Raw genomic sequence first — 18,338 nt, forward strand, 5'->3', positions numbered from 1 at the left:
CAGGGAACCCCGTGCCAATTAAAAGAAAAACACAATATGTTGTAGTTGCTTGAGTTAGGTTGTTAACATTGGTATGCTTACTATACACCAATTATATTTTGTTGTCAAGCGTTATGTGATTTTTAAAATTATTTCAACTTGCATATTGCAATATTGTTTTTGATATGATATACTCTGACCATACCGATAAAGGAGGAAACCCAACATGAAAGACAAAGAGCTGCGCAGGATAATCGGCGGCAGGGCAAAACAGCGGAGATTGGAACTGGGCGTCAACCAGCCTTATGTTGCTGAAAAAATGGGTGTTACCGCATCCACCATTCAGAGGTACGAGGCAGGAACGATTGACAACACCAAGAAACTCGTCCTTGACGGTCTGGCAGATGCCCTCCATGTTTCCGTAGAGTGGTTAAAAGGCGAAACGGAAGAATACGAATCAGACATTACGGATAAAAAGGAAATGTTAATCCGTGATGCCATGTCCTCCATTCTTTCAAAGCTGCCTTATGACATGGAAACTTCCGAGTCAGACTTTTCAAAAGACCTGCTGTTGCTGATGCTGCGGGAATATGAATTGTTTGTGGACTCTTTCCGCCTTGCGTGCAGGAAGTTTAAAGGAAGTAAGGAAAGCGCCAGGCTTGCAAAGACAATGGGGTTTGAATCGGGAAAGGAATATGATGAAATCATGTTCCTCCGGGAGATTACCCACACAGTAAATGCCCTTAATGATATGGGCGACATAGTGAGGCTCTATTCCAAAAATCCTGATGCCGCCGCTGCAAGGCTTTCCAGCCTTTTATCAGAGGAAGATCCCGATTAGGTATGGAAGGACAGCAGATTTTATGCTATCCTTATCAGCAGAAAGCATTCCATCAGTTCCGACTGCCATATCTGTTCAATGTATTACATACGCAGAAATGCGTTCATTGAAAGGAGAAACGATTATGGCAAAAGGATCAGTACGGAAGAAAGGAAAAAAATGGTACTACCGCTTCTATGTGGAGGACGCAAGCGGTAATCTGGTACAGAAAGAATGTGCAGGAACAGAAAGCAAGAGTGAAACGGAAAAGCTGTTAAGGCAGGCAATGGAGGACTACGAAAGCAAGAAATTCATTGCAAAGGCGGACAATATCACGCTTGGGGAACTGCTTGACATTTGGGCGGAGGAAGAATTAAAGGTCGGCACTCTCAGCAATGGTACGGTTGAGAATTATCTCGGCGCTATCCGTTGCATTAAGAAACATCCGATTGCTGACCGTAAACTGAAAACCGTAACAGCGGGACATTTGCAGGCGTTCCTCGATTTACTTACTTTCGGCGGCACTTATCCCGACGGAACAGTAAAGAGAGGCATGAGCAAGGATTATATCCATTCGTTTTCAGCAGTTTTACAGCAGTCATTCCGTTTTGCGGTATTCCCAAAGCAACTAATCACGTTCAATCCAATGCAGTACATCAAACTGAAACGCAAAGCTGAAGAAGTGGACTTATTTTCAGAGGAAGATATGGGGCATACAGGAACACAGCCTATTTCCCATGAAGAATACGAAAAGCTGATTGCGTATTTGGAAAAGAAAAATCCCCCTGCGGTTCTGCCGATACAGATAGCCTATTATGCCGGTCTTAGGATTGGCGAAGTATGCGGGCTGACTTGGCAGGACATCAATCTTGAGGAACAGTATCTTACGGTAAAGCGCAGTGTCCGCTATGACGGTGCAAAGCACAAAACGATTATCGGACCGACAAAACGCAAAAAAGTACGGACTGTTGATTTTGGGGATACCCTTACCGCCATTCTGAAAAAGGCAAGGAAAGAACAGCTTACAAACCAGATGCAGTACGGAGAACTGTACCACCACAATTACTACAAAGAAGTACATGAAAAAAACAGGGTTTACTATGAGTATTACAGCTTGGAAAATACGCAGGAAGTTCCGGCAGGTTACAACGTAATATCCTTTGTCTGCATAAGACCAGACGGATGCCTTGAAACGCCAAGCACACTTAGTATCGTATGCAGGACGCTTGCAAAGAAGTTAGACGGATTTGAGGGATTCCATTTCCACCAGTTACGCCACACTTACACAAGCAATCTTCTGTCAAACGGTGCAGCCCCAAAAGACGTGCAGGAACTCTTAGGACACTCTGACGTGAGTACCACAATGAATGTATATGCCCATGCCACAAGGGAAGCAAAACGGACTTCCGCTAGGCTCTTGGATAAAGTGGCAGGCAACGATTAAGTACATTTCACAAAAACTTTCCCTTGTAAAATACCCATAAGGGCAAAAACAAGGGAAAATACATATCATTTCACTATATGAGGCTCTAAAAGCCTTGAAAAATAAGGAAAGTTCAAGAAAATCATCTGCTAATTCCGATTTATCGAACAGACAAGGAGGGCGAGAAAATGTCTTTATCCATTCAAGAACGCTTGAAAGACCTGCGTGTGCAGCGTGGCTTGACGCTGGAACAGCTTGCAGAGCAGACGAACCTCTCCAAGTCTGCGTTGGGCAGTTATGAAGCGGACGATTTTAAGGACATCAGCCACTATGCTCTTATCAAGCTGGCGAAGTTTTACGGCGTGACCACCGACTATCTGCTGGGGCTGTCTGAAATGAAGCGTCACCCAAACGCTGATCTTGCAGACCTGCGTTTGAGTGACGGAATGATTGACCTGCTGAAAAGCGGGCAGGTGGACAATGCTCTGCTGTGCGAATTGGCGGCGCACCCGGATTTTATCAAGCTGATGGCCGACCTTGAAATCTATGTGAACGGAACGGCGGTGAAGCAGGTACAGAGCGCAAACGCCATTGTGGACGCTATGAGCGCAATGATTATGAAACAGCACAATCCCGGCTTGACCGACCCGCAGTTAAGACAGCTTATCGCTGCCCATATTGATGATGACAGCTTTTGCCGTTACATAATCCAGCAGGACATAGACGAGATAGCCGCCGGCCTGCGGGAAGCCCACAGGGAGGATTTTTTCAGCGTCCCGGAGGATAACCCGCTGAAAGGATTATTGGAAGCCGCTACCGAAATTACCAACCCAGACAGTGACCCGGAGCAAGCGTCTTTGGCGTTTATCTGCAAACGGCTGCGGCTGAACTTTAAGAAGCTGTCCGGGGAAGAAAAGAAGTGGCTGAAAAAGATTGCACAGAAGTCGGACTTGCTGAAAAAACCAACCCCACAGCGGGGACGGAAGTAAGAAAATAAAAAATCGCATTTTGTAGGAGGTATATTATGTCATTGGAAAAAGTTTATGATTATTTCCATAATTATGATAAGCAGACTTATCAGGTTGTAGCTTGTATGGGAAATGAGCCATCGGAGCAGGATATAAAGGATTTTGAAAATCAGTATGGGATAAATCTTCCTGCTGATTTTAGAGAGTTCACTATGTCCCCATTAGGTGGGCTTTATATGGAGGTTCGAGAAGAAATATGGCCACAAGCGAAACAATATGACATAGGCCCATTTTGGTCGTTCTGTCGAGGAATTATAGTCTATGGAATTGCCAATGGAATACCCGATTCTTTGGATATTCGTGAAAAAACGAAAGAACTACACGATGAAGGTTTTACTGATTTTATCCCATTCTTGTCCATTATAGGGAATGGTGATGAAATATTTTGTTTTGACAAGAATAATAACATAGTCCTTCTTGACTACTACACAACAGGAGAAGCTACACCGATTGAGGGGACTTTTTCAGATTGCTTGATGAACCAAATTGCGGAGTTAGAAGAACGGAAAAACAAGAAAATCCGGGGAGAGGATAAAATCAACTAATTCTGATTTGCGAGGAGAATTGTGACTATGATAGAGTTGAATACATTCAAAAAAATATTGGAAGAAAATGAAGAACGCTTGCCATTACTAACGCTTGATGAATTTTTCGATGGAAACACAGAGGAGGATTCCATTGCTCCGAACCAATGGGAATTTGGCCGTCCAACGCTTTCTGAAATACGAAATATGCTACAAAAGATTGAGTTAATGCCTGACATAGTATGGGTGCGTGTTGCTCTCCACGATGATACAGAAATCGTAGAAAACAATGGGAAAGAAGAATTAGTTCTTGCAGGAGATACAATCGTGATTTGCACAACCATTTTGCCTGCGGAATTAGAAAAATTAGTAAATTGCGAATGGCTATGCTCTGATGGAGTAATTACAATAGAGGCATTTGAATTAAATACTTATTCGTGCGTACCACCAATTCCAGATAACTTCGATTGTTTGGAAATCGTGTGGGACTAATCTAAAACTTTCAGTTTATCGGGGGAGATAGCAAAGGCAGCCGAGCCAGTCAACGGTCAAGATGAACGGCGCACAAATGCGCCGCCGTTGACAGCCCCGCCTGCTTTTGCTGATGGGCAATCAAGGCGGGAAAGCCCTAAAATGGCTTCCCGCCCATTTCAATTTTGAGAAAAGAACGACCACTAAAATAAATGAGTGTGGCCACACATATAGTCACGGTGTCTAAAGGTTTGGGACATTTTGTCCCATAGGCTGAGGACGGTGGACGAGGGCTTTCATATACGCCCTGTCTGCTGCTGAAACCAGCCCTTTGTTTCTGGCTTCCCAGCCCCAAACAAAGCCCTGTTTTCCTGCCGCTTCAAATGCCCTTGCCCTCCCCGGCGGCAACGGCATTTTTACGGCAACGCCGACAGAGCGTATAACACACTACACTTTGCTTCGCAAAGTCGTGTGCCAAATGGGGCGTTGCCCCCTTTGGATACCCCCACAACAAACAGGCGCTATGCCCCTTGCCGGGAGCATAGCGCCTGTTTGTTGTCAGCAGCCCGTTTCACGGTCTGCGTGTAGTTCCTTGTAAAATGACCTAACAAGCTGAATAAACAGCCGAAAGCTCGGATACTGCCCCTCTTTCTCCACGGATTGCAAATGCCTTGCCGAAATACCAAGCTCCTCGGCTAATTCCTCTCTTGTAATCCGCTGTTTCTCACGGGCATCTTGGATTGCCTGTCCTAATTCCATAAAGTCAAAATTTTCTATAATTTCGCTCATTTTTTCACCACCTGTTCATGTTGATTTTGTTCTTTTATATTTTACAGAAGTGAAAGTTCTGCTTAAACGATGTATGATTTCCACATATAGGAGATTTAATTTCTCGTTTGCAGAGATATAAATGCAGAAAACAATTTTTTGTTAATTATCTATTTGTCTACTTGCAATATATGCGAAGTTTATGTATAATGAGAGTATTCACTTGCATGGAGGTGATAACTTGGATGAAACAAGTCAAAGAATCATTGATGCAACAATGATGTTAGTGCGAGATAAAGGGTACGTTGCTACTACTACAAAAGCGATTGCAAAAGCTGCAGGTGTGAATGAATGTACCCTGTTTCGGAAATTTAAAAATAAAAAAGATATTGTGTTGCAAGGTGTAAACCAAGCTGAGTGGAGGGCAAATGTCACGCCAGAGATTTTTGAAAATGTACAATGGGATTTGCAGGCAGACATAGAGATGTTTATGAGGGCATATATGGATAGGATGACGCCAGATTTTGTAAATTTGTCTATCGGTTTGAGAGCACCGCAGTTATATGAAGAAACATCTTCCCTTATTATGAAAGTTCCACAGGCTTTTTTAGCGTCATTTACGGAGTATCTTAATAAGATGTTTGAAATGGGGAAAATACCAAAAGCAGATTTTGATGCTTTGGCTCTAACAGTTTTTTCATCAACATTTGGATATACATTTTTAAAGGCATCCTTTGGTAATGAATTATCTAAAGTAGAAAAAGATGAATATATAAAAAGCAGTGTACAAATGTTTATAAAAGGATTAGAACAGTAAAAATCGGTACTGCCTTATGGTAGTACCGAAAAAAATAAGCAGTATGCAAGCAAGCACACGCATACAAGAGGAGGAATGATATTATGGATATAACGGGTGCTGAATTATTTGTAAAAGCATTAAAGGAAGAATCTGTTACAACTTTATTTGCTTATCCTGGAGGGCAGGCAATAGACCTGTTTAATGCATTATATGGAGAAAAGGATATAGATGTTATTTTGCCACGTCATGAGCAAGGATTAGTCCATGCAGCGGACGGATACGCCCGCTCCACAGGAAAGGTGGGTGTCTGCCTTGTAACAAGCGGACCGGGAGCTACCAATCTTGTTACGGGTATTGCCACTGCAAATTATGACAGTGTTCCACTGGTATGCTTTACAGGACAAGTGCCAACAAACCTTATTGGAAATGATGCTTTTCAGGAAGTGGATATAGTTGGCATCACAAGAAGCATCAGCAAATATGCGGTAACTGTGCGAAAAAGAGAGGATTTGGCAGAAACAATCAGAAAGGCTTTTTATATTGCAAGAACAGGAAAGCCAGGAGTTGTTGTTGTCGATTTGCCAAAAGATGTTCAGAGAGCTTACGGAAGTGATGTTTACCCAAAAGAAATAACGGTTAGAGGTTACAAGCCCAATACTTCCGTTCATGCGGGACAATTAAATAAGGCATTGGATATTTTGAACCATGCAAAAAAGCCTGCTTTTCTGATAGGTGGAGGAGTTAATATTGCCCATGCAAATAAGGAAATGACACAGCTTGCAGAGATGACAGGAGTTCCCGTTATTACGACTATTATGGGCAAAGGGGCAATTCCCACAACAAATAATTTGTATGTTGGAAATATAGGCATTCATGGAAGTTATGCAGCCAATTCTGCTATCAGTAATTGCGATGTTCTTTTCTCAATAGGAACAAGGTTCAATGACCGTATTACTGGAAAAATCGAAGAATTTGCAGCAAACGCTAAGATTGTCCACATCGACATTGATGCTGCATCCATTTCACGCAATATTGTTGTTGATGTTCCTATTGTAGCTGATGCGAAAAAAGCGATATGTGCTTTGCTTGAAAAGGCAAAACCACTTCATATTTCAGAGTGGACAGATGAAATAAACCGTTGGAAAATGGAATACCCCATTGACATGGGAAAAGTCGGTTTGACACCACAGATGATTATTCAATCTATCAATGATGTTTTTGAAGATGCTGTTATTACCACGGATGTAGGTCAAAATCAGTTATGGACAACGCAATTCCTTGATATTGACGAGAATAAGCAAATGCTGACTTCTGGCGGCTTGGGAACGATGGGGTATGGTTTCCCTGCGGCAATCGGTGCAAAACTTGGCAATCCCGATAAAGATGTTATTGTTATCTCTGGTGATGGCGGTATGCAGATGAACATTCAAGAAATGGCAACTGCTATTGTATATGAATTGCCTGTTATTATCTGTATATTGAATAATGGATATTTAGGAAATGTACGGCAATGGCAGGAGATGTTTTATGATAGGCGTTATTCAAGTACCTGTATGCGTTACCGAAGAAGTTGTGAAACAGGCTGTAATACCCCTAATCATTGTTGCCCAGAATATACGCCCAATTTTATTGCACTGGCAGAAAGCTATGGGGCGAAAGGCATCCGTGTTACAAAAGCAGAGGATATAAAAGCAGCTTTGATAAGTGCGAAGCAGAACACGAAAACGCCTACGGTTATTGAATTTATCATAGATAGAGAAATCAATGTTATGCCAATTGTTCCGCCAGGAAACTCACTTAATGACATGATTTTGGAAAGCGAGGAAAGCACAAAATGAAAAAGAGATGGATTTGTTTATTTGTAGAAAATGAAATAGGTGTTCTTGCCCGTATCTCTGGCTTGTTTTCTGCTAAATCATATAATTTAGACAGCTTAACAGTCGGAATTACTGAGGACAGTACCATATCACGGATGACAATCAGCTTAACAAGTGATGATAAGACTTTTGAACAGATAAAGAAGCAGTTAAGCAGAAGCGTGGAGGTTATTAAATTAATTGACTATACCGATACGCCTATCCACATGAAAGAAATTTTGTTTGTCAAGGTTAATGACTGTTCTGATGAAGATATAACAGAGCTGTTTCGGATTTCAAATGTGTTTGGGGTTACAATCATTGACTATGATGGTACTACTGTTCTTTTGCAATGTACCCAGACAGAAAACAGAAATGATGATTTGATTGCTTTGTTGAAAAGAAAATTTGTGAATAGGATTGAGATTGTAAGGGGCGGAAGTGTTGCGATTGAATCTGTTGGGATTTCTGAGAGATAAAAACAATATTTTAATCTATTTGAATTTATCAAGATAGAACTTTTAGATGGTATTATCAGTGAGGTTTTTATGAATATAAACAGTAGGATTGAATGGGTACGCTGCCCAGTTTGTGGCAGCAAAACACGCAATAGGATTAGAGGGGATACTGTTCTAATAAATTATCCACTCTATTGCCCCAAATGCAAGCAGGAAACATTGATTGAAGCGAAGAATTTAAAAATAACAGTCATCACAGAGCCAGACGCATAAGACGCAGAGCCGATGAACGTGTGAGCAATCACAGTTTGTCGGCTTTTCTTTTTACATAACTAAAGGTAGACGTCCACCAAATTAAAAAAAACGGCGATTTGGTGGGCGGCATTGCTATGCCCGAAAGACTTAACAAACACTCTCCAAACCTGTTTCAAGTTTGGAGGGATTTTTATTGCCTGCAAATAGCAATTTCCATTTACATATATCATATTGGGGATGGGTGGACAGCCTGTTAAAAAAATCCTTGTCAGTGTAAGGGGGCTTTCTACCCAAGAAGTAGAAGTCAAATCTCTACATATAAGAACCAAAATATCTATAAACCGTAAAGGTACGACAGCCTTTACGGTTTTTCTTTTGTCGTTTTTTGTTGGAATACGCCGTAAGGCTGTTTCTGGCGTGGGATGTCGTTCACCGCCTGCCAATCTGGATTTTCAAAAAAATTCAGATTGGAGGTAAAGGAAATGTCATTCAATTATGGCAGAGAAGAAAAGAAATGGCGGCTCTGGAAAGAAGCCGAGGAAAAAGAATTGCGGGACTTAGGCGTTGATGAGGAAACCATAGAAAATCTCCACAACTACGATTGGGCGGTTTTTAATTCCGACAGAAGATATTACCGCAGGCTGAAAGAAGTCGGTACATATCTTGAGGACGTTGCAGTGGACACAATACAACCCGAAATAAGAACGGTTGAGGACTTTTTGGACAGCATTGAAAACCAGCAGCTTTATCAGCTCCTTATTACCGTGGACAGGCTTACTTTGCAGATTGCTTTATGGAAAATGGACGGCTATAACAGCTCTGAAATTTCCGAAAAGTGCGGGCTGTCTGTCAGTGCCGTAAATTTCCGTATGTGGCATCTTAGAAAAAAATTGAAAAATATTTTGTAGGCATCTAATATTTCGGGTGCTTTCAAGGACTATGGGGTGTAAGGCAAAAACCTTCGCCCCATTTTTCTTTGTGAAAAGAAAATGGGACGGCTCTTTGAAAACCGAATACCCATTCACCAAATACATTCTCTTTGTGGCTGTAATAAGCATAAGCGTGTGCAGCGGTACGCCATGACCCGCCGAAAGACGGCAAGCGGAAAATACCGACTGAAAATATCGGGCAGCTCCCGATTCCGCCATGACCCACAAAGAGGACAATGATACTCCCGTCCAGCCACAGTCCGAGCGGTAACCAGTCCGCCGCAGGCAAGCGATGCTCAGCGACTATGTGAAAAGGCAGGGATGGGAAGTCGGGGATATTTATATCGACGACGGGTACTCTGGGACGAATTTTGAAAGACCAGATTTCAAGCGGATGATAGGCGACATCGAAAACGGCAAAATCAACATGGTTGTCGTAAAGGACTTATCAAGGCTTGGACGGAACTATATCATGTGCGGACAGTACACCGAGATTTACTTCCCCGAAAAGGGCGTGCGCTTCATTGCGGTGAATGACAATGTTGACACCATCAATAACACGGGCAGCATGGACATCACGCCCTTCAAGCACATCCTGAACGACATGTACGCAAAGGACATCTCCACAAAGATAAAATCGTCGCTGCACATGAAAGCGATGCGTGGCGAGTATCTGGGTGCGGTTGACCCTTACGGGTATGTCCGTGACCCGAAAGACAAACACAAGCTGCTTGTCAATGAGGAAACAGCCCCCATCGTAAAACGCATCTTTGAGATGTGTGCGGGCGGCATGGGGGCAAGGAGCATAGCGTTTACCTTAAACAACGAAGGCGTCCTCTCACCCGCAGAATACATCCGCTTCCAAAAACATGACCCAGAAAAAGACGGGGCTTTTGTCCGCAAACGGTTCTGGGGGCAGAACTATATCCGAACGATGCTCCAGAATGAAATGTTTATCGGGAACATGGTGCAGGGCAGGCAGTACACACCGTCCTACCGTACCAAGAAGCGGGTGAAAAAGGAAAAGGACGACTGGATTGTCGTTGCGAACACGCATGAGCCGATTATCTCGGCTGAGCTGTTCGAGCAGGCACAGAAATCCATGTACTCCCGCAGGATACAGACCCGCAAGGACAGCCCCCACCGTGTCACGCCAGACATCTTCTCTGGGCTGTTCCGATGCGAAGCCTGCGGGACGGCGATGCGGAAACACCGCACAGGCAATGGGAAATACGTCTATTATGTATGCGGTCGCCATCACGGGCAGGGGAACATAGCCTGCTCAAGCCATTATATAAGCTGCGACACGATTACCCGCATTGTCCAAGAGGACATAAAAAGAAACGCCGTCCTGTTTGCAGAGGATACGGAACGGGCTGTCAAAGAACTGACAGAAAAGAAATGTTCCGACGACCAGAAAAAAGTGTCGCAGATGAAATCCGAGCTGACCGCTTCGAGAAACCAGCTTGCAGGGCTTGATGCAAAGCTCCGCCGTGCATATGAGGACAACCTTTCTGGCAAGCTGCCAGACCATATTTTCACGATGCTTATTGGGAACTACGATGAAGAAAAAGAAACATTGCAGCACACTATCCGTGAATTAGAAAAACGCATTGACAGTTCCAATGCCGCAATGTCTGACGTGGAGCGTTTCTCAAAGCTAATCCAGAAATACACCAGTTTTGAGGAACTCGACAGCTTCATGCTCCATGAGCTGATTGAGAAAATCACAATCTACGAAACACCCAACATGGGGCGTTACCGCAAAGGGAAAGAGAAAATCGTTACGATTTATTACAAGTTTGTGGGGGCGTTACAGTAAACGCCCTTTATACCAAAATGAACACTCATCATCAGACAGGTATAATGCGTATGACATTGCGATCATTGTAAATAACCTGCAGCAGAATGCGCTGGAAGCATGTGAGAGGATGACATCGGGGGAAAGGTATATTTCCCTTTCCGGCAGCAGGAAAAACAGATTTTTCCTCATATCTGTAAAGAATTCCTTTGAGGGGGAGGTGGTATTTGATAAAAGTACAAATCTTCCGGTTTCCACGAAAGCGCCGGAGAGTTCGGGAGGCCCGGCTCCGTTCCACGGCATAGGCTTGTCGAATGTCAGGCTTGAGGCGGCGAAGTATTTGGGAAATGTAGATATTAAAGTTAAGAAAAACGAGTTCAGCGTAACAGTGCTGTTACAGGAAAGGAAAAAGAAACGGGTGCAGGAAGAAGCCAAGGATGCGTGGATGGACGCGGCGAAAGAAGTAAATGCGAATCTCTAAATCATTTACGCTCTTGTGAAAACGGCAATGACGGTGATGATGTCACCGTCAATCTCCGCAAAAATCTCGCCGTTCATCTTGCGCATAAGCTGTCTGCAAATGTAAAGTCCCAGGCCGCTGCCACGGATGCTTTCCGCATTAGCGCCGCGCCAAAAACTCTCGAAAATATGCGGCAAATCGTCCACGCTGAGCGTACAACCGCCATTCCTGAGCGCAATCTGGACGCATTCGTCGTCTTCGGGGAAAATCAATTCCACACGCCTGCCGTCGCCGTATTTGAGAGAATTTTCCATCATGTTTTGCAGCACTTCAACACTCCTGTTCAAATCCCCTGAAAGCAGACAATTTTTATATTTTCCGATGTTAAAATCTGTTTTGATAAGCGCCAGTTTTTCACTGTAATATTCTGTAATTTTTTCAATAAGCTCTGAAAGATAAAACTCGCCCATATTCACTTCAAGACTAAGGAAATCTTTTCGCGAAGCGGTTATGATCTGCAAAACATAACCCTCAATCTCGTCCGCTTTTTCGGTGATGCTTTCAGCGATTTTTTGCTGCTTTTTCGCGTCCGGATACAAATTTTTCGACAGTGCCGCCGAGTACAGTTTTATCGCGGAAAGAGGTGTTTTAATATCATGAGAAAGCGATAACAACAGCGTTTTCTTTTCTTTCTGCATTTCCAGCTCTCGCTGCTTTTGCTGTTCGATGTTTTCGCGGAGAATATCAATTCCCCAAAGAAATTTTCCGAAAAAACGGTTTTTTGTTTCCTTTACCGGCGTGGTGAGATTCCCCTTTGAAAGTTCGTAAGGGAGACTGCTCAGGCGTTCAAAGGGCGCAAGAATTGCGTATTTTATATAAAGCATAACTGCGATAAATAAAATTGCTATAACGCCGAGAACAGCATTTACAATTCCCACAAAATGCGCCTTGTTGGAATAACCATTTGCACTGTAATCGAAGCGGTAAAGTTCTCCGTTTATCTCATAGATCACATAGTCGCTGTCCGTGCTGTAAAATTTTTTTCCGTATCGCTCAATATTTGTTACATACACACATTCGGAAATGTCGGCAGAACCATTCGCTTCTATTTCACGGGCAAGACGGCTTATCTCCACCCGATACTGCCTGCTCCCATCGGTCTTGTCGGCGGCAAGAATCATATTCACGACAACAAACAATAGGATTATAGCAACTGTAACTGCCGAAAAAATTCTGTTAAACGCTTTCATATTTATAACCCACCCCCCATACAGTCACTATTTTTTTAGGATTTTTTGGGATGTCCTCTATTTTCTGCCGCAGCCATTTTATGTGTACCGTCAGTGTCTGTTGTTCTGAAAAGCTGTCGCTGCCCCAGACCTGCCCGAAAATGTATTCCTTGCTTAAAGCCCTGCCCATATTCTCCATCAAAAGCAGGAGCAGTTCAAATTCCTTCGTGGTCATTTCCAGTTCTTTTTCGTTTTTGTAAACGGTGCGGCTCGCCTTATTTATGCGTATATTGCCATCAGTAATTTCATCAAGAGCGTAACGACGTTTAAAAATTCCGCTTATTTTTGCGAGCATGATATCAATATCATAGGGCTTTTCAATGTAGTCGTCCGCGCCAAGATTCAATCCGTTCAGCTTGTCCTCTTTTTCCGTTTTCGCACTTACAATCAGTACGGGCGTATTGCTTTCTGTACGGATTTTTTCCAGAACATAAAACCCGTCCCTGCCGGGCAGCATGATATCAAGCACGACAAGCCTTGCGCCGTATCTTTCGTACAGCGGCAAGGCTTCTTCGGCTGTTTGGACCGCCGATACCGTGTAATTTTCCGCACGGAGAAAATCACACAGCAGATCGGCAAGTTCCTTGTTGTCCTCAACAATGAGAATATCCATATTACCACCCTAATTCCAAAAGCCAGTTATTCAATGCGCGTTCCCGTTCTCTTATCTGTGTGGAACAGCCGCTTAAGTCGTACTCTCCCTTTATGTTCCCGTCAACAATGTACATGACCCTTGTACATTTTGCCGCGACCTTAACATCGTGGGTAACGAGCATGATTGTTGTTCCCTCAGAATTTAATTTTACAAGTTCCTCCATTACCTCGCCGGAGGAAGTGCGGTTCAATGCCCCCGTCGGCTCGTCGGCAAAAATCATTTTCGGGTTGTTTATCATACTGCGGCAGATACACGCCCGCTGGAGCTGGCCGCCCGAAACCTCATTGATGTCGTTGTCGGCAATGCCGATAATGCCGAGTCTGCGCATGAAATCCTGGCCGCGCCGCGCCGTTTCCCTGCGGGGTTCACGCTGCTTTTTGGATTGCGTTGCAGGAAGTATGATATTATCCAATATGGTGAGGTTTTTCAGCATATACATTTGCTGAAAGATAAAACCCATTTCGTCAAGGCGCAGGTCTGCAAGTTCTCTTTCTCCTATCCCTGCGATATTTTTTCCACAGAAGTTCACCTCCCCTGCGGTAAAATTATCCATGCCCGAAACTGCGTACAGCAGCGTGGATTTTCCAGAGCCTGACGGCCCCATAACGGCGACCATTTCTCCCTCGCCAATCGTGAAATTTACGTTTTTCAATACGTTGTTCTGCCGTTTGTTTACGATATACGTTTTGCAGAGGTCTTTTACTTCGAGAATATTCATAATTGATTCTTCCTTTCATTATTCAATGCTTGCTGTATCGGAGGATTTGATTTTTCTTGTGTATAGAGAGGTCAAAAACGCGCTTACGGCTGTGGCGGTAAGGACGATAACGGGGAATACTGCGTATATCTCCACAGGGTTTTGCATATATTCTACGCCCATTTCAAGCCCCATCGTCCCGAAAATAGGGTCGAAGCAAAGCTTTGTAAGGGGCATACCAAAAAACTCCGCAAGAAGTACAGCCGCCGCCACCGCAATGAAAAATCTTAATGTGTACTGTCCATATATTTTGGCGTTCCTAATGCCAATGGCTTTCATAAGGGCGATTTCCGCCTGCTCCTTTGCGATAAAGGAACGCGCCATAAGCACGGTGATAAGTGCGGCTAAAATTACCGTAAGGACGGCGGACATTTTTTTCACTGCGTCTATGGCATCGCCGACTCCGGTGGTGTCCTTTACGGTTTCGCCCGCTGTTTTAACGCTTGAAAACTTAGGATAAAGCTCCTTGATCTTTTCAATTCTGCTTAATACTTCCTTATCGTCGGGGTCGTCGGTAAATCTTATCTGCGTACCGTCGGAGCCGCTTGCTGCGATATAGTTGATATCGCAGTCGGTATGAACCCTTACGGATATGCCCTGATTGACCATTGCCTGATACAGAGCGGTTATGATGAACTCCGCCGTTTCGCCCGTCGGGTAGGACAAGGTAACGGTATCGCCTATTTCCGCCCCCAGCTTTTTTGCCAAAAGGGTTGTCACTGCAATTTCATCGCTGTTTTGGGGAGGAGTACCCTCTAAATATTCGTACATATCCATTGTTGTCCCAGTACCCTGAAGTATAACTGTCTTGCTTTCCTGTCCGCCGTATCTTATCATCGTATAAATATAATATTCCGTCATACATTCCGCGGGCATACCGTTTTCCGCAAGGGTCTGCTCCATATCATCAAGATATTTTTTAACCTTGTCATGTCCGTCCACGGTCATAAATTTCACAACTTCGTCGCCGATGTCCGCAACGGCGTGGCAGTCCGCTTTCCCGAAATATTTCAGCAGCTTTCCGCTTTTAAGAGACGCCGTGGCATTGGAAAGCATGATCAGCAGCGACATACACAGAAAAAACGTAAAAACAATGACAGCGTAGCGTTTGGGACTGCTTACAATATCGTTTGCGGCAAGGAAAGCCGTCGTGCCAAGCCGCGATCTTCCAAGGCTCATAACGCCTTTTTTGCGGAAGCGTTCCCCTGTCTGCCCGTTCCTTACAGCGTCGATAGGGGACATTTTGCTCACCCTGCCCGTACAACTGAGACAGAATAGGAGAATCACAGCCGCTGTCAGAACCGCGCAGGCAATGTTTACAAATCCGTTATTGCTGCTGTCTATTATAATAGACTCCAAGGAATAACTTATAAGCATTTTCCCGAATGGGTAGCTGAGTATCAAGCCGAGTGCTGCGCCGACAACGGAAATGGCGAAGTATTTTGTAAGGTACAGCCCACGAATTTTTATGTTCCGTATGCCTATTGCTTTCATAACGCCTATCTCGCGGAATTCTTCAGAGAGGGTAAAGGCTATGGTGAACCGCAGTACCGCAAAGGATATGATGATAAGAATAAGGCTCACCGCAAGGATAAGACCCATGATTATCATGTTAAAAATATAGGCTTGCCCCAGTGTATCCGTGTCACTCGCAAAGGTAAAGCTGTCGGATATATCCGCTATTTGGGACAGGGTCTTGTCAATATTGGCGGTGTGTATGTATAAGAATTTCCCGCCGTACATATTTTTCATCGTTTCGTCGGACATATATTCGTCAAATTCCTCGCCGTTCATGATAAACCTTTTAATGCCAATCAATTCCGTGCCGCAGACAGCGTCCCTGAAACTGCCCGCAAAGGTAAATTCGTGGCTTACGCCCTCTATTTCGACAGTAATTTTGTCACCTGTCTTAAGCCCCATGTTTTTCGCTATGTAACGGGCAGCGTAAATTTCCCCTTTCGGTACGCTTTTCAGAATACTTTCGTCATCCAGAAAATAATTCATCCCCATATCTCTGTCGCTCTGTAATACCAATATTTGATTGGCGTTGGAATCGTTAAACGGTTCGCCGGCCTGCGTAATATTGGACTGGGACATACGGATGTACTCCTCGATACGGAACTCGTCTATCGCGGAGGCGTTTTCAAGCGTCCCGCAAATGTCCTTGTCCGAGGATTTGTTTTCGCTCATCGCCCAGTAATCGGGTACGTCCGCCATTTCAAAATAGCTGTCCAGCGCAGTCGTCACGGTGATGATGTTGCTTACGCCAGAGGACATGAACATCGACGCAAGTATAATAAACACCAGCAATATCACGTTCATCGTCCTTTTGCGCTTTAGGTCTTTTTTTAGTATTCGTAAATACATTTTTATTGCTCCTTTCGCTTTGTGATTTGATTGTAGCATAGAAGTTATTAAATAATCCTTAAATCGGTTTGCGAAAATCAAATTTATATCGTGATGACGAAAGAGCTGGTGATGTCAGCGCTTCAGGATGCCATTTGCCATACAAAGATTTGTAAATAAAAGCTGGTCACGGAGTGTTTTGAAAGCAGCTATAATTTCTTCGCCCCCTATCAGCAAACCATTCACTTCTTCTCTTACTTCGTTTACATTAATTGGTTTCAGGTTAAATACAGAATTTTTGCTAAAGTTAATCATATTTTTCTCCCTTTGTAATTTTAATATGGAAACGCTTTAAAATTATAATTATCTTAAAGAAATTTTAATTAAATTTATGGATTTAGCTCTTTGTATTTTTTTCTGTCTATGGTAAAGTAAAGAAAGAAAATAACATCAGATAAAAGGAAGGAAGCAATGCAAAAGAAATTTGAAATAATACCAAGGATTATGTGGATGCCGCTGATTCTTACACTGACTCTAAATTCCATAACTTATTTTGGTTCCCGGCAGTTTACCAGCAATAGATATCATTTTGATTTATCCAACCGTCTGGATGACGGGATTCCTTTTGTGCCCTGGACAGTTGTGATTTACTTGGGCTGCTATGTGTTTTGGGTTATAAATTATGTGATTGGCTGCAGGCAGGAGAGGGACAGGGCATTTCGGTTTATCAGCGCCGATTTCGCCGCAAAGTTGGTGTGCCTGTTCTGTTATATGGCATTTCCCACGACAAATACCAGGCCGGTGATTGAGGGGAGTTCTGTATGGGAGGAGATTATGCGGCTTTTGTATCGCATGGATGCGGCGGATAATCTGCTGCCCTCCATCCATTGCCTCACAAGCTGGTTTTGCTTTCTGGCAGTCCGGAAAAATGAAAAAATACCAGTATGGTATAAATGGGTGTCCCTGCTTATTGCGGTAAGCATCTGTATCTCCACACTTACCACAAAACAGCATGTGCTTATTGATGTGTTTGCCGGGGTTGCTTTGGCGGAGTTGAGTTATCTTTTTGTGGAAAAAAGCGGATTTTCACGATGGTATAAAAATGTGATGGAGAAGGGGGAAAAATGGATGGCAGACAGGAGGCGGTGGATGCATGGTGAAAAATATTAAAGTCTGGGTTCTTGTAATTGTGACCGTAGTTGTGGTAGTATTTGCAAAGGAGTTTTTTGAGCAGGAGTTTACCTGCGTGGCTGATGTGCAGAATTATATGAAAGGGTTTGGCATTGCCGCCCCCTTTGTCCTCACTGCCTTTCAGGCGTTTCAGGTGGTGGTTCCGGTGTTGCCGGGGTATTTGGGATGTGCTGCCGGGGCCGTTGCATTTGGAAGTACAACAGGATTTTTGTGCAATTATATCGGCATCAGCCTGGGAAGCATTATGGCCTATTTCCTGGCACGAAAATACGGAATGGAAATTGTTCTGGCTATGTTCCCCAAAAAGCAGTATGATAAATGGAGTGTACGCATTGAAAAAAGCAAAGCCTATGACGTCTTTCTTTTTGTGGCCACGCTGCTGCCCTTATTTCCTGATGATTTTTTGTGTTACTTTTCCGGGCTGATAAAAATGAATTGGAAAAAATTTGTCTGGATTATTATTTTGGGCAAGCCGTGGTGCATCCTGGGATACAGCATAGTCTTTGGACTGATACAATAAAGGAGAAAA

At 43.6% G+C, this 18,338-nt stretch carries 21 protein-coding genes; 14 read left to right on the forward strand and 7 right to left on the reverse strand.

Features of this window, described 5'->3' with window-relative positions; genetic code table 11:
- Positions 1-205 precede the first annotated feature (205 nt).
- The 5 genes from D7Y06_RS12145 (at position 206) to D7Y06_RS12165 (ending at position 4,266) form a co-directional block, all read left to right on the forward strand.
- A complete protein-coding gene (locus D7Y06_RS12145) occupies positions 206-820 on the forward strand; it encodes a helix-turn-helix domain-containing protein (RefSeq protein WP_120408064.1) in 615 nt (204 codons plus the stop codon).
- Between the two features lie 124 nt (positions 821-944).
- Positions 945-2,243, forward strand: a complete 1,299-nt coding sequence (locus D7Y06_RS12150; protein ID WP_120408065.1) for a tyrosine-type recombinase/integrase — start codon at positions 945-947, stop codon at positions 2,241-2,243.
- 167 nt (positions 2,244-2,410) lie between these two features.
- The gene (locus D7Y06_RS12155; RefSeq protein WP_120408066.1) at positions 2,411-3,211 is read left to right on the forward strand and encodes a helix-turn-helix domain-containing protein; all 801 of its coding nucleotides are present in this window, start codon (positions 2,411-2,413) and stop codon (positions 3,209-3,211) included.
- Between the two features lie 35 nt (positions 3,212-3,246).
- Entirely contained in the window at positions 3,247-3,795 is a 549-nt protein-coding gene (locus tag D7Y06_RS12160; RefSeq protein ID WP_120408067.1) for an SMI1/KNR4 family protein, read from the forward strand.
- 27 nt (positions 3,796-3,822) lie between these two features.
- Positions 3,823-4,266, forward strand: coding sequence for a hypothetical protein (locus D7Y06_RS12165; RefSeq protein ID WP_120408068.1), 444 nt, complete (start codon positions 3,823-3,825; stop codon positions 4,264-4,266).
- A gap of 222 nt (positions 4,267-4,488) precedes the next feature.
- Here D7Y06_RS12165 and D7Y06_RS26545 read toward each other — a convergent pair whose 3' ends face one another.
- Together D7Y06_RS26545 and D7Y06_RS12170 are read right to left on the reverse strand one after the other, a co-directional pair.
- Entirely contained in the window at positions 4,489-4,659 is a 171-nt protein-coding gene (locus tag D7Y06_RS26545) for a hypothetical protein (protein WP_243119296.1), read from the reverse strand.
- A 144-nt stretch (positions 4,660-4,803) separates the two neighbouring features.
- Positions 4,804-5,034, reverse strand: a complete 231-nt coding sequence (locus D7Y06_RS12170) for a helix-turn-helix transcriptional regulator (protein WP_243119299.1) — start codon at positions 5,032-5,034, stop codon at positions 4,804-4,806.
- A gap of 220 nt (positions 5,035-5,254) precedes the next feature.
- On the opposite strand from D7Y06_RS12170, the gene D7Y06_RS12175 reads away from it, so the two are divergent.
- From D7Y06_RS12175 to D7Y06_RS12210, 7 genes are all read left to right on the forward strand, one after another.
- The gene (locus D7Y06_RS12175; protein WP_120408069.1) at positions 5,255-5,830 is read left to right on the forward strand and encodes a TetR/AcrR family transcriptional regulator; all 576 of its coding nucleotides are present in this window, start codon (positions 5,255-5,257) and stop codon (positions 5,828-5,830) included.
- A gap of 83 nt (positions 5,831-5,913) precedes the next feature.
- A complete protein-coding gene (ilvB, locus tag D7Y06_RS12180; RefSeq protein WP_120408070.1) occupies positions 5,914-7,650 on the forward strand; it encodes a biosynthetic-type acetolactate synthase large subunit in 1,737 nt (578 codons plus the stop codon).
- Positions 7,647-8,147 (forward strand): acetolactate synthase small subunit, encoded by a 501-nt coding sequence (gene ilvN, locus D7Y06_RS12185; RefSeq protein WP_120408071.1) that lies wholly within the window; start codon positions 7,647-7,649, stop codon positions 8,145-8,147. The genes ilvB and ilvN overlap by 4 nt, the downstream gene beginning before the upstream one ends.
- A gap of 69 nt (positions 8,148-8,216) precedes the next feature.
- The gene (locus D7Y06_RS12190) at positions 8,217-8,399 is read left to right on the forward strand and encodes a cysteine-rich KTR domain-containing protein (protein ID WP_120408072.1); all 183 of its coding nucleotides are present in this window, start codon (positions 8,217-8,219) and stop codon (positions 8,397-8,399) included.
- Between the two features lie 464 nt (positions 8,400-8,863).
- Positions 8,864-9,289: an RNA polymerase sigma factor gene (locus D7Y06_RS12200; protein WP_120408074.1), complete on the forward strand. Its 426-nt coding sequence runs from the start codon at positions 8,864-8,866 to the stop codon at positions 9,287-9,289.
- Between the two features lie 313 nt (positions 9,290-9,602).
- Entirely contained in the window at positions 9,603-11,132 is a 1,530-nt protein-coding gene (locus tag D7Y06_RS12205) for a recombinase family protein (RefSeq protein WP_243119301.1), read from the forward strand.
- Positions 11,113-11,592, forward strand: a complete 480-nt coding sequence (locus tag D7Y06_RS12210) for an ATP-binding protein (protein ID WP_243119303.1) — start codon at positions 11,113-11,115, stop codon at positions 11,590-11,592. The genes D7Y06_RS12205 and D7Y06_RS12210 overlap by 20 nt, the downstream gene beginning before the upstream one ends.
- A 5-nt stretch (positions 11,593-11,597) precedes the next feature.
- On the opposite strand, the gene D7Y06_RS12215 is transcribed toward D7Y06_RS12210, so the two are convergent.
- The 5 genes from D7Y06_RS12215 to D7Y06_RS12235 form a co-directional block, all read right to left on the reverse strand.
- Positions 11,598-12,821: a sensor histidine kinase gene (locus D7Y06_RS12215; RefSeq protein WP_120408075.1), complete on the reverse strand. Its 1,224-nt coding sequence runs from the start codon at positions 12,819-12,821 to the stop codon at positions 11,598-11,600.
- Complete coding sequence (locus tag D7Y06_RS12220) at positions 12,808-13,473, reverse strand: response regulator transcription factor (RefSeq protein ID WP_120408076.1); 666 nt, start codon at positions 13,471-13,473, stop codon at positions 12,808-12,810. The genes D7Y06_RS12215 and D7Y06_RS12220 overlap by 14 nt, the downstream gene beginning before the upstream one ends.
- Position 13,474: 1 nt before the next feature.
- Complete coding sequence (locus tag D7Y06_RS12225) at positions 13,475-14,233, reverse strand: ABC transporter ATP-binding protein (protein ID WP_120408077.1); 759 nt, start codon at positions 14,231-14,233, stop codon at positions 13,475-13,477.
- Positions 14,234-14,251: 18 nt separating this feature from the next.
- Complete coding sequence (locus D7Y06_RS12230) at positions 14,252-16,639, reverse strand: ABC transporter permease (RefSeq protein WP_120408078.1); 2,388 nt, start codon at positions 16,637-16,639, stop codon at positions 14,252-14,254.
- Between the two features lie 114 nt (positions 16,640-16,753).
- Complete coding sequence (locus D7Y06_RS12235) at positions 16,754-16,933, reverse strand: PH domain-containing protein (protein ID WP_120408079.1); 180 nt, start codon at positions 16,931-16,933, stop codon at positions 16,754-16,756.
- A 156-nt stretch (positions 16,934-17,089) separates the two neighbouring features.
- Between D7Y06_RS12235 and D7Y06_RS12240 the strand changes: the two genes are divergently transcribed.
- Together D7Y06_RS12240 and D7Y06_RS12245 are read left to right on the forward strand one after the other, a co-directional pair.
- A complete protein-coding gene (locus tag D7Y06_RS12240; protein ID WP_120408080.1) occupies positions 17,090-17,788 on the forward strand; it encodes a phosphatase PAP2 family protein in 699 nt (232 codons plus the stop codon).
- A complete protein-coding gene (locus D7Y06_RS12245; protein WP_120408081.1) occupies positions 17,772-18,329 on the forward strand; it encodes a TVP38/TMEM64 family protein in 558 nt (185 codons plus the stop codon). Before D7Y06_RS12240 ends, D7Y06_RS12245 begins: the two co-directional genes overlap by 17 nt.
- The last annotated feature ends 9 nt before the right edge of the window (positions 18,330-18,338 follow it).

The sequence above is a fragment of the Roseburia sp. 1XD42-69 genome (assembly GCF_003612565.1).
In the GTDB taxonomy this organism is placed as follows: domain Bacteria; phylum Bacillota; class Clostridia; order Lachnospirales; family Lachnospiraceae; genus Roseburia_B.

Bases quoted from the DNA above. Each gene is read 5' to 3' on its own strand.
- D7Y06_RS12165 (WP_120408068.1), top strand. From the start codon at position 3,823: ATGATAGAGTTGAATACATTCAAAAAAATATTGGAAGAAAATGAAGAA.
- D7Y06_RS12145 (WP_120408064.1), top strand. From the start codon at position 206: ATGAAAGACAAAGAGCTGCGCAGGATAATCGGCGGCAGGGCAAAACAG.
- D7Y06_RS12190 (WP_120408072.1), top strand. From the start codon at position 8,217: ATGAATATAAACAGTAGGATTGAATGGGTACGCTGCCCAGTTTGTGGC.
- D7Y06_RS12225 (WP_120408077.1), bottom strand. From the start codon at position 14,233: ATGAATATTCTCGAAGTAAAAGACCTCTGCAAAACGTATATCGTAAAC.
- D7Y06_RS12235 (WP_120408079.1), bottom strand. From the start codon at position 16,933: ATGATTAACTTTAGCAAAAATTCTGTATTTAACCTGAAACCAATTAAT.
- D7Y06_RS12160 (WP_120408067.1), top strand. From the start codon at position 3,247: ATGTCATTGGAAAAAGTTTATGATTATTTCCATAATTATGATAAGCAG.
- D7Y06_RS12150 (WP_120408065.1), top strand. From the start codon at position 945: ATGGCAAAAGGATCAGTACGGAAGAAAGGAAAAAAATGGTACTACCGC.
- D7Y06_RS12200 (WP_120408074.1), top strand. From the start codon at position 8,864: ATGTCATTCAATTATGGCAGAGAAGAAAAGAAATGGCGGCTCTGGAAA.
- D7Y06_RS26545 (WP_243119296.1), bottom strand. From the start codon at position 4,659: ATGCCGTTGCCGCCGGGGAGGGCAAGGGCATTTGAAGCGGCAGGAAAA.
- D7Y06_RS12220 (WP_120408076.1), bottom strand. From the start codon at position 13,473: ATGGATATTCTCATTGTTGAGGACAACAAGGAACTTGCCGATCTGCTG.
- D7Y06_RS12245 (WP_120408081.1), top strand. From the start codon at position 17,772: ATGGTGAAAAATATTAAAGTCTGGGTTCTTGTAATTGTGACCGTAGTT.
- D7Y06_RS12215 (WP_120408075.1), bottom strand. From the start codon at position 12,821: ATGAAAGCGTTTAACAGAATTTTTTCGGCAGTTACAGTTGCTATAATC.
- D7Y06_RS12205 (WP_243119301.1), top strand. From the start codon at position 9,603: ATGCTCAGCGACTATGTGAAAAGGCAGGGATGGGAAGTCGGGGATATT.
- D7Y06_RS12170 (WP_243119299.1), bottom strand. From the start codon at position 5,034: ATGAGCGAAATTATAGAAAATTTTGACTTTATGGAATTAGGACAGGCA.
- ilvB (WP_120408070.1), top strand. From the start codon at position 5,914: ATGGATATAACGGGTGCTGAATTATTTGTAAAAGCATTAAAGGAAGAA.
- D7Y06_RS12230 (WP_120408078.1), bottom strand. From the start codon at position 16,639: ATGTATTTACGAATACTAAAAAAAGACCTAAAGCGCAAAAGGACGATG.
- D7Y06_RS12240 (WP_120408080.1), top strand. From the start codon at position 17,090: ATGCAAAAGAAATTTGAAATAATACCAAGGATTATGTGGATGCCGCTG.
- D7Y06_RS12155 (WP_120408066.1), top strand. From the start codon at position 2,411: ATGTCTTTATCCATTCAAGAACGCTTGAAAGACCTGCGTGTGCAGCGT.
- ilvN (WP_120408071.1), top strand. From the start codon at position 7,647: ATGAAAAAGAGATGGATTTGTTTATTTGTAGAAAATGAAATAGGTGTT.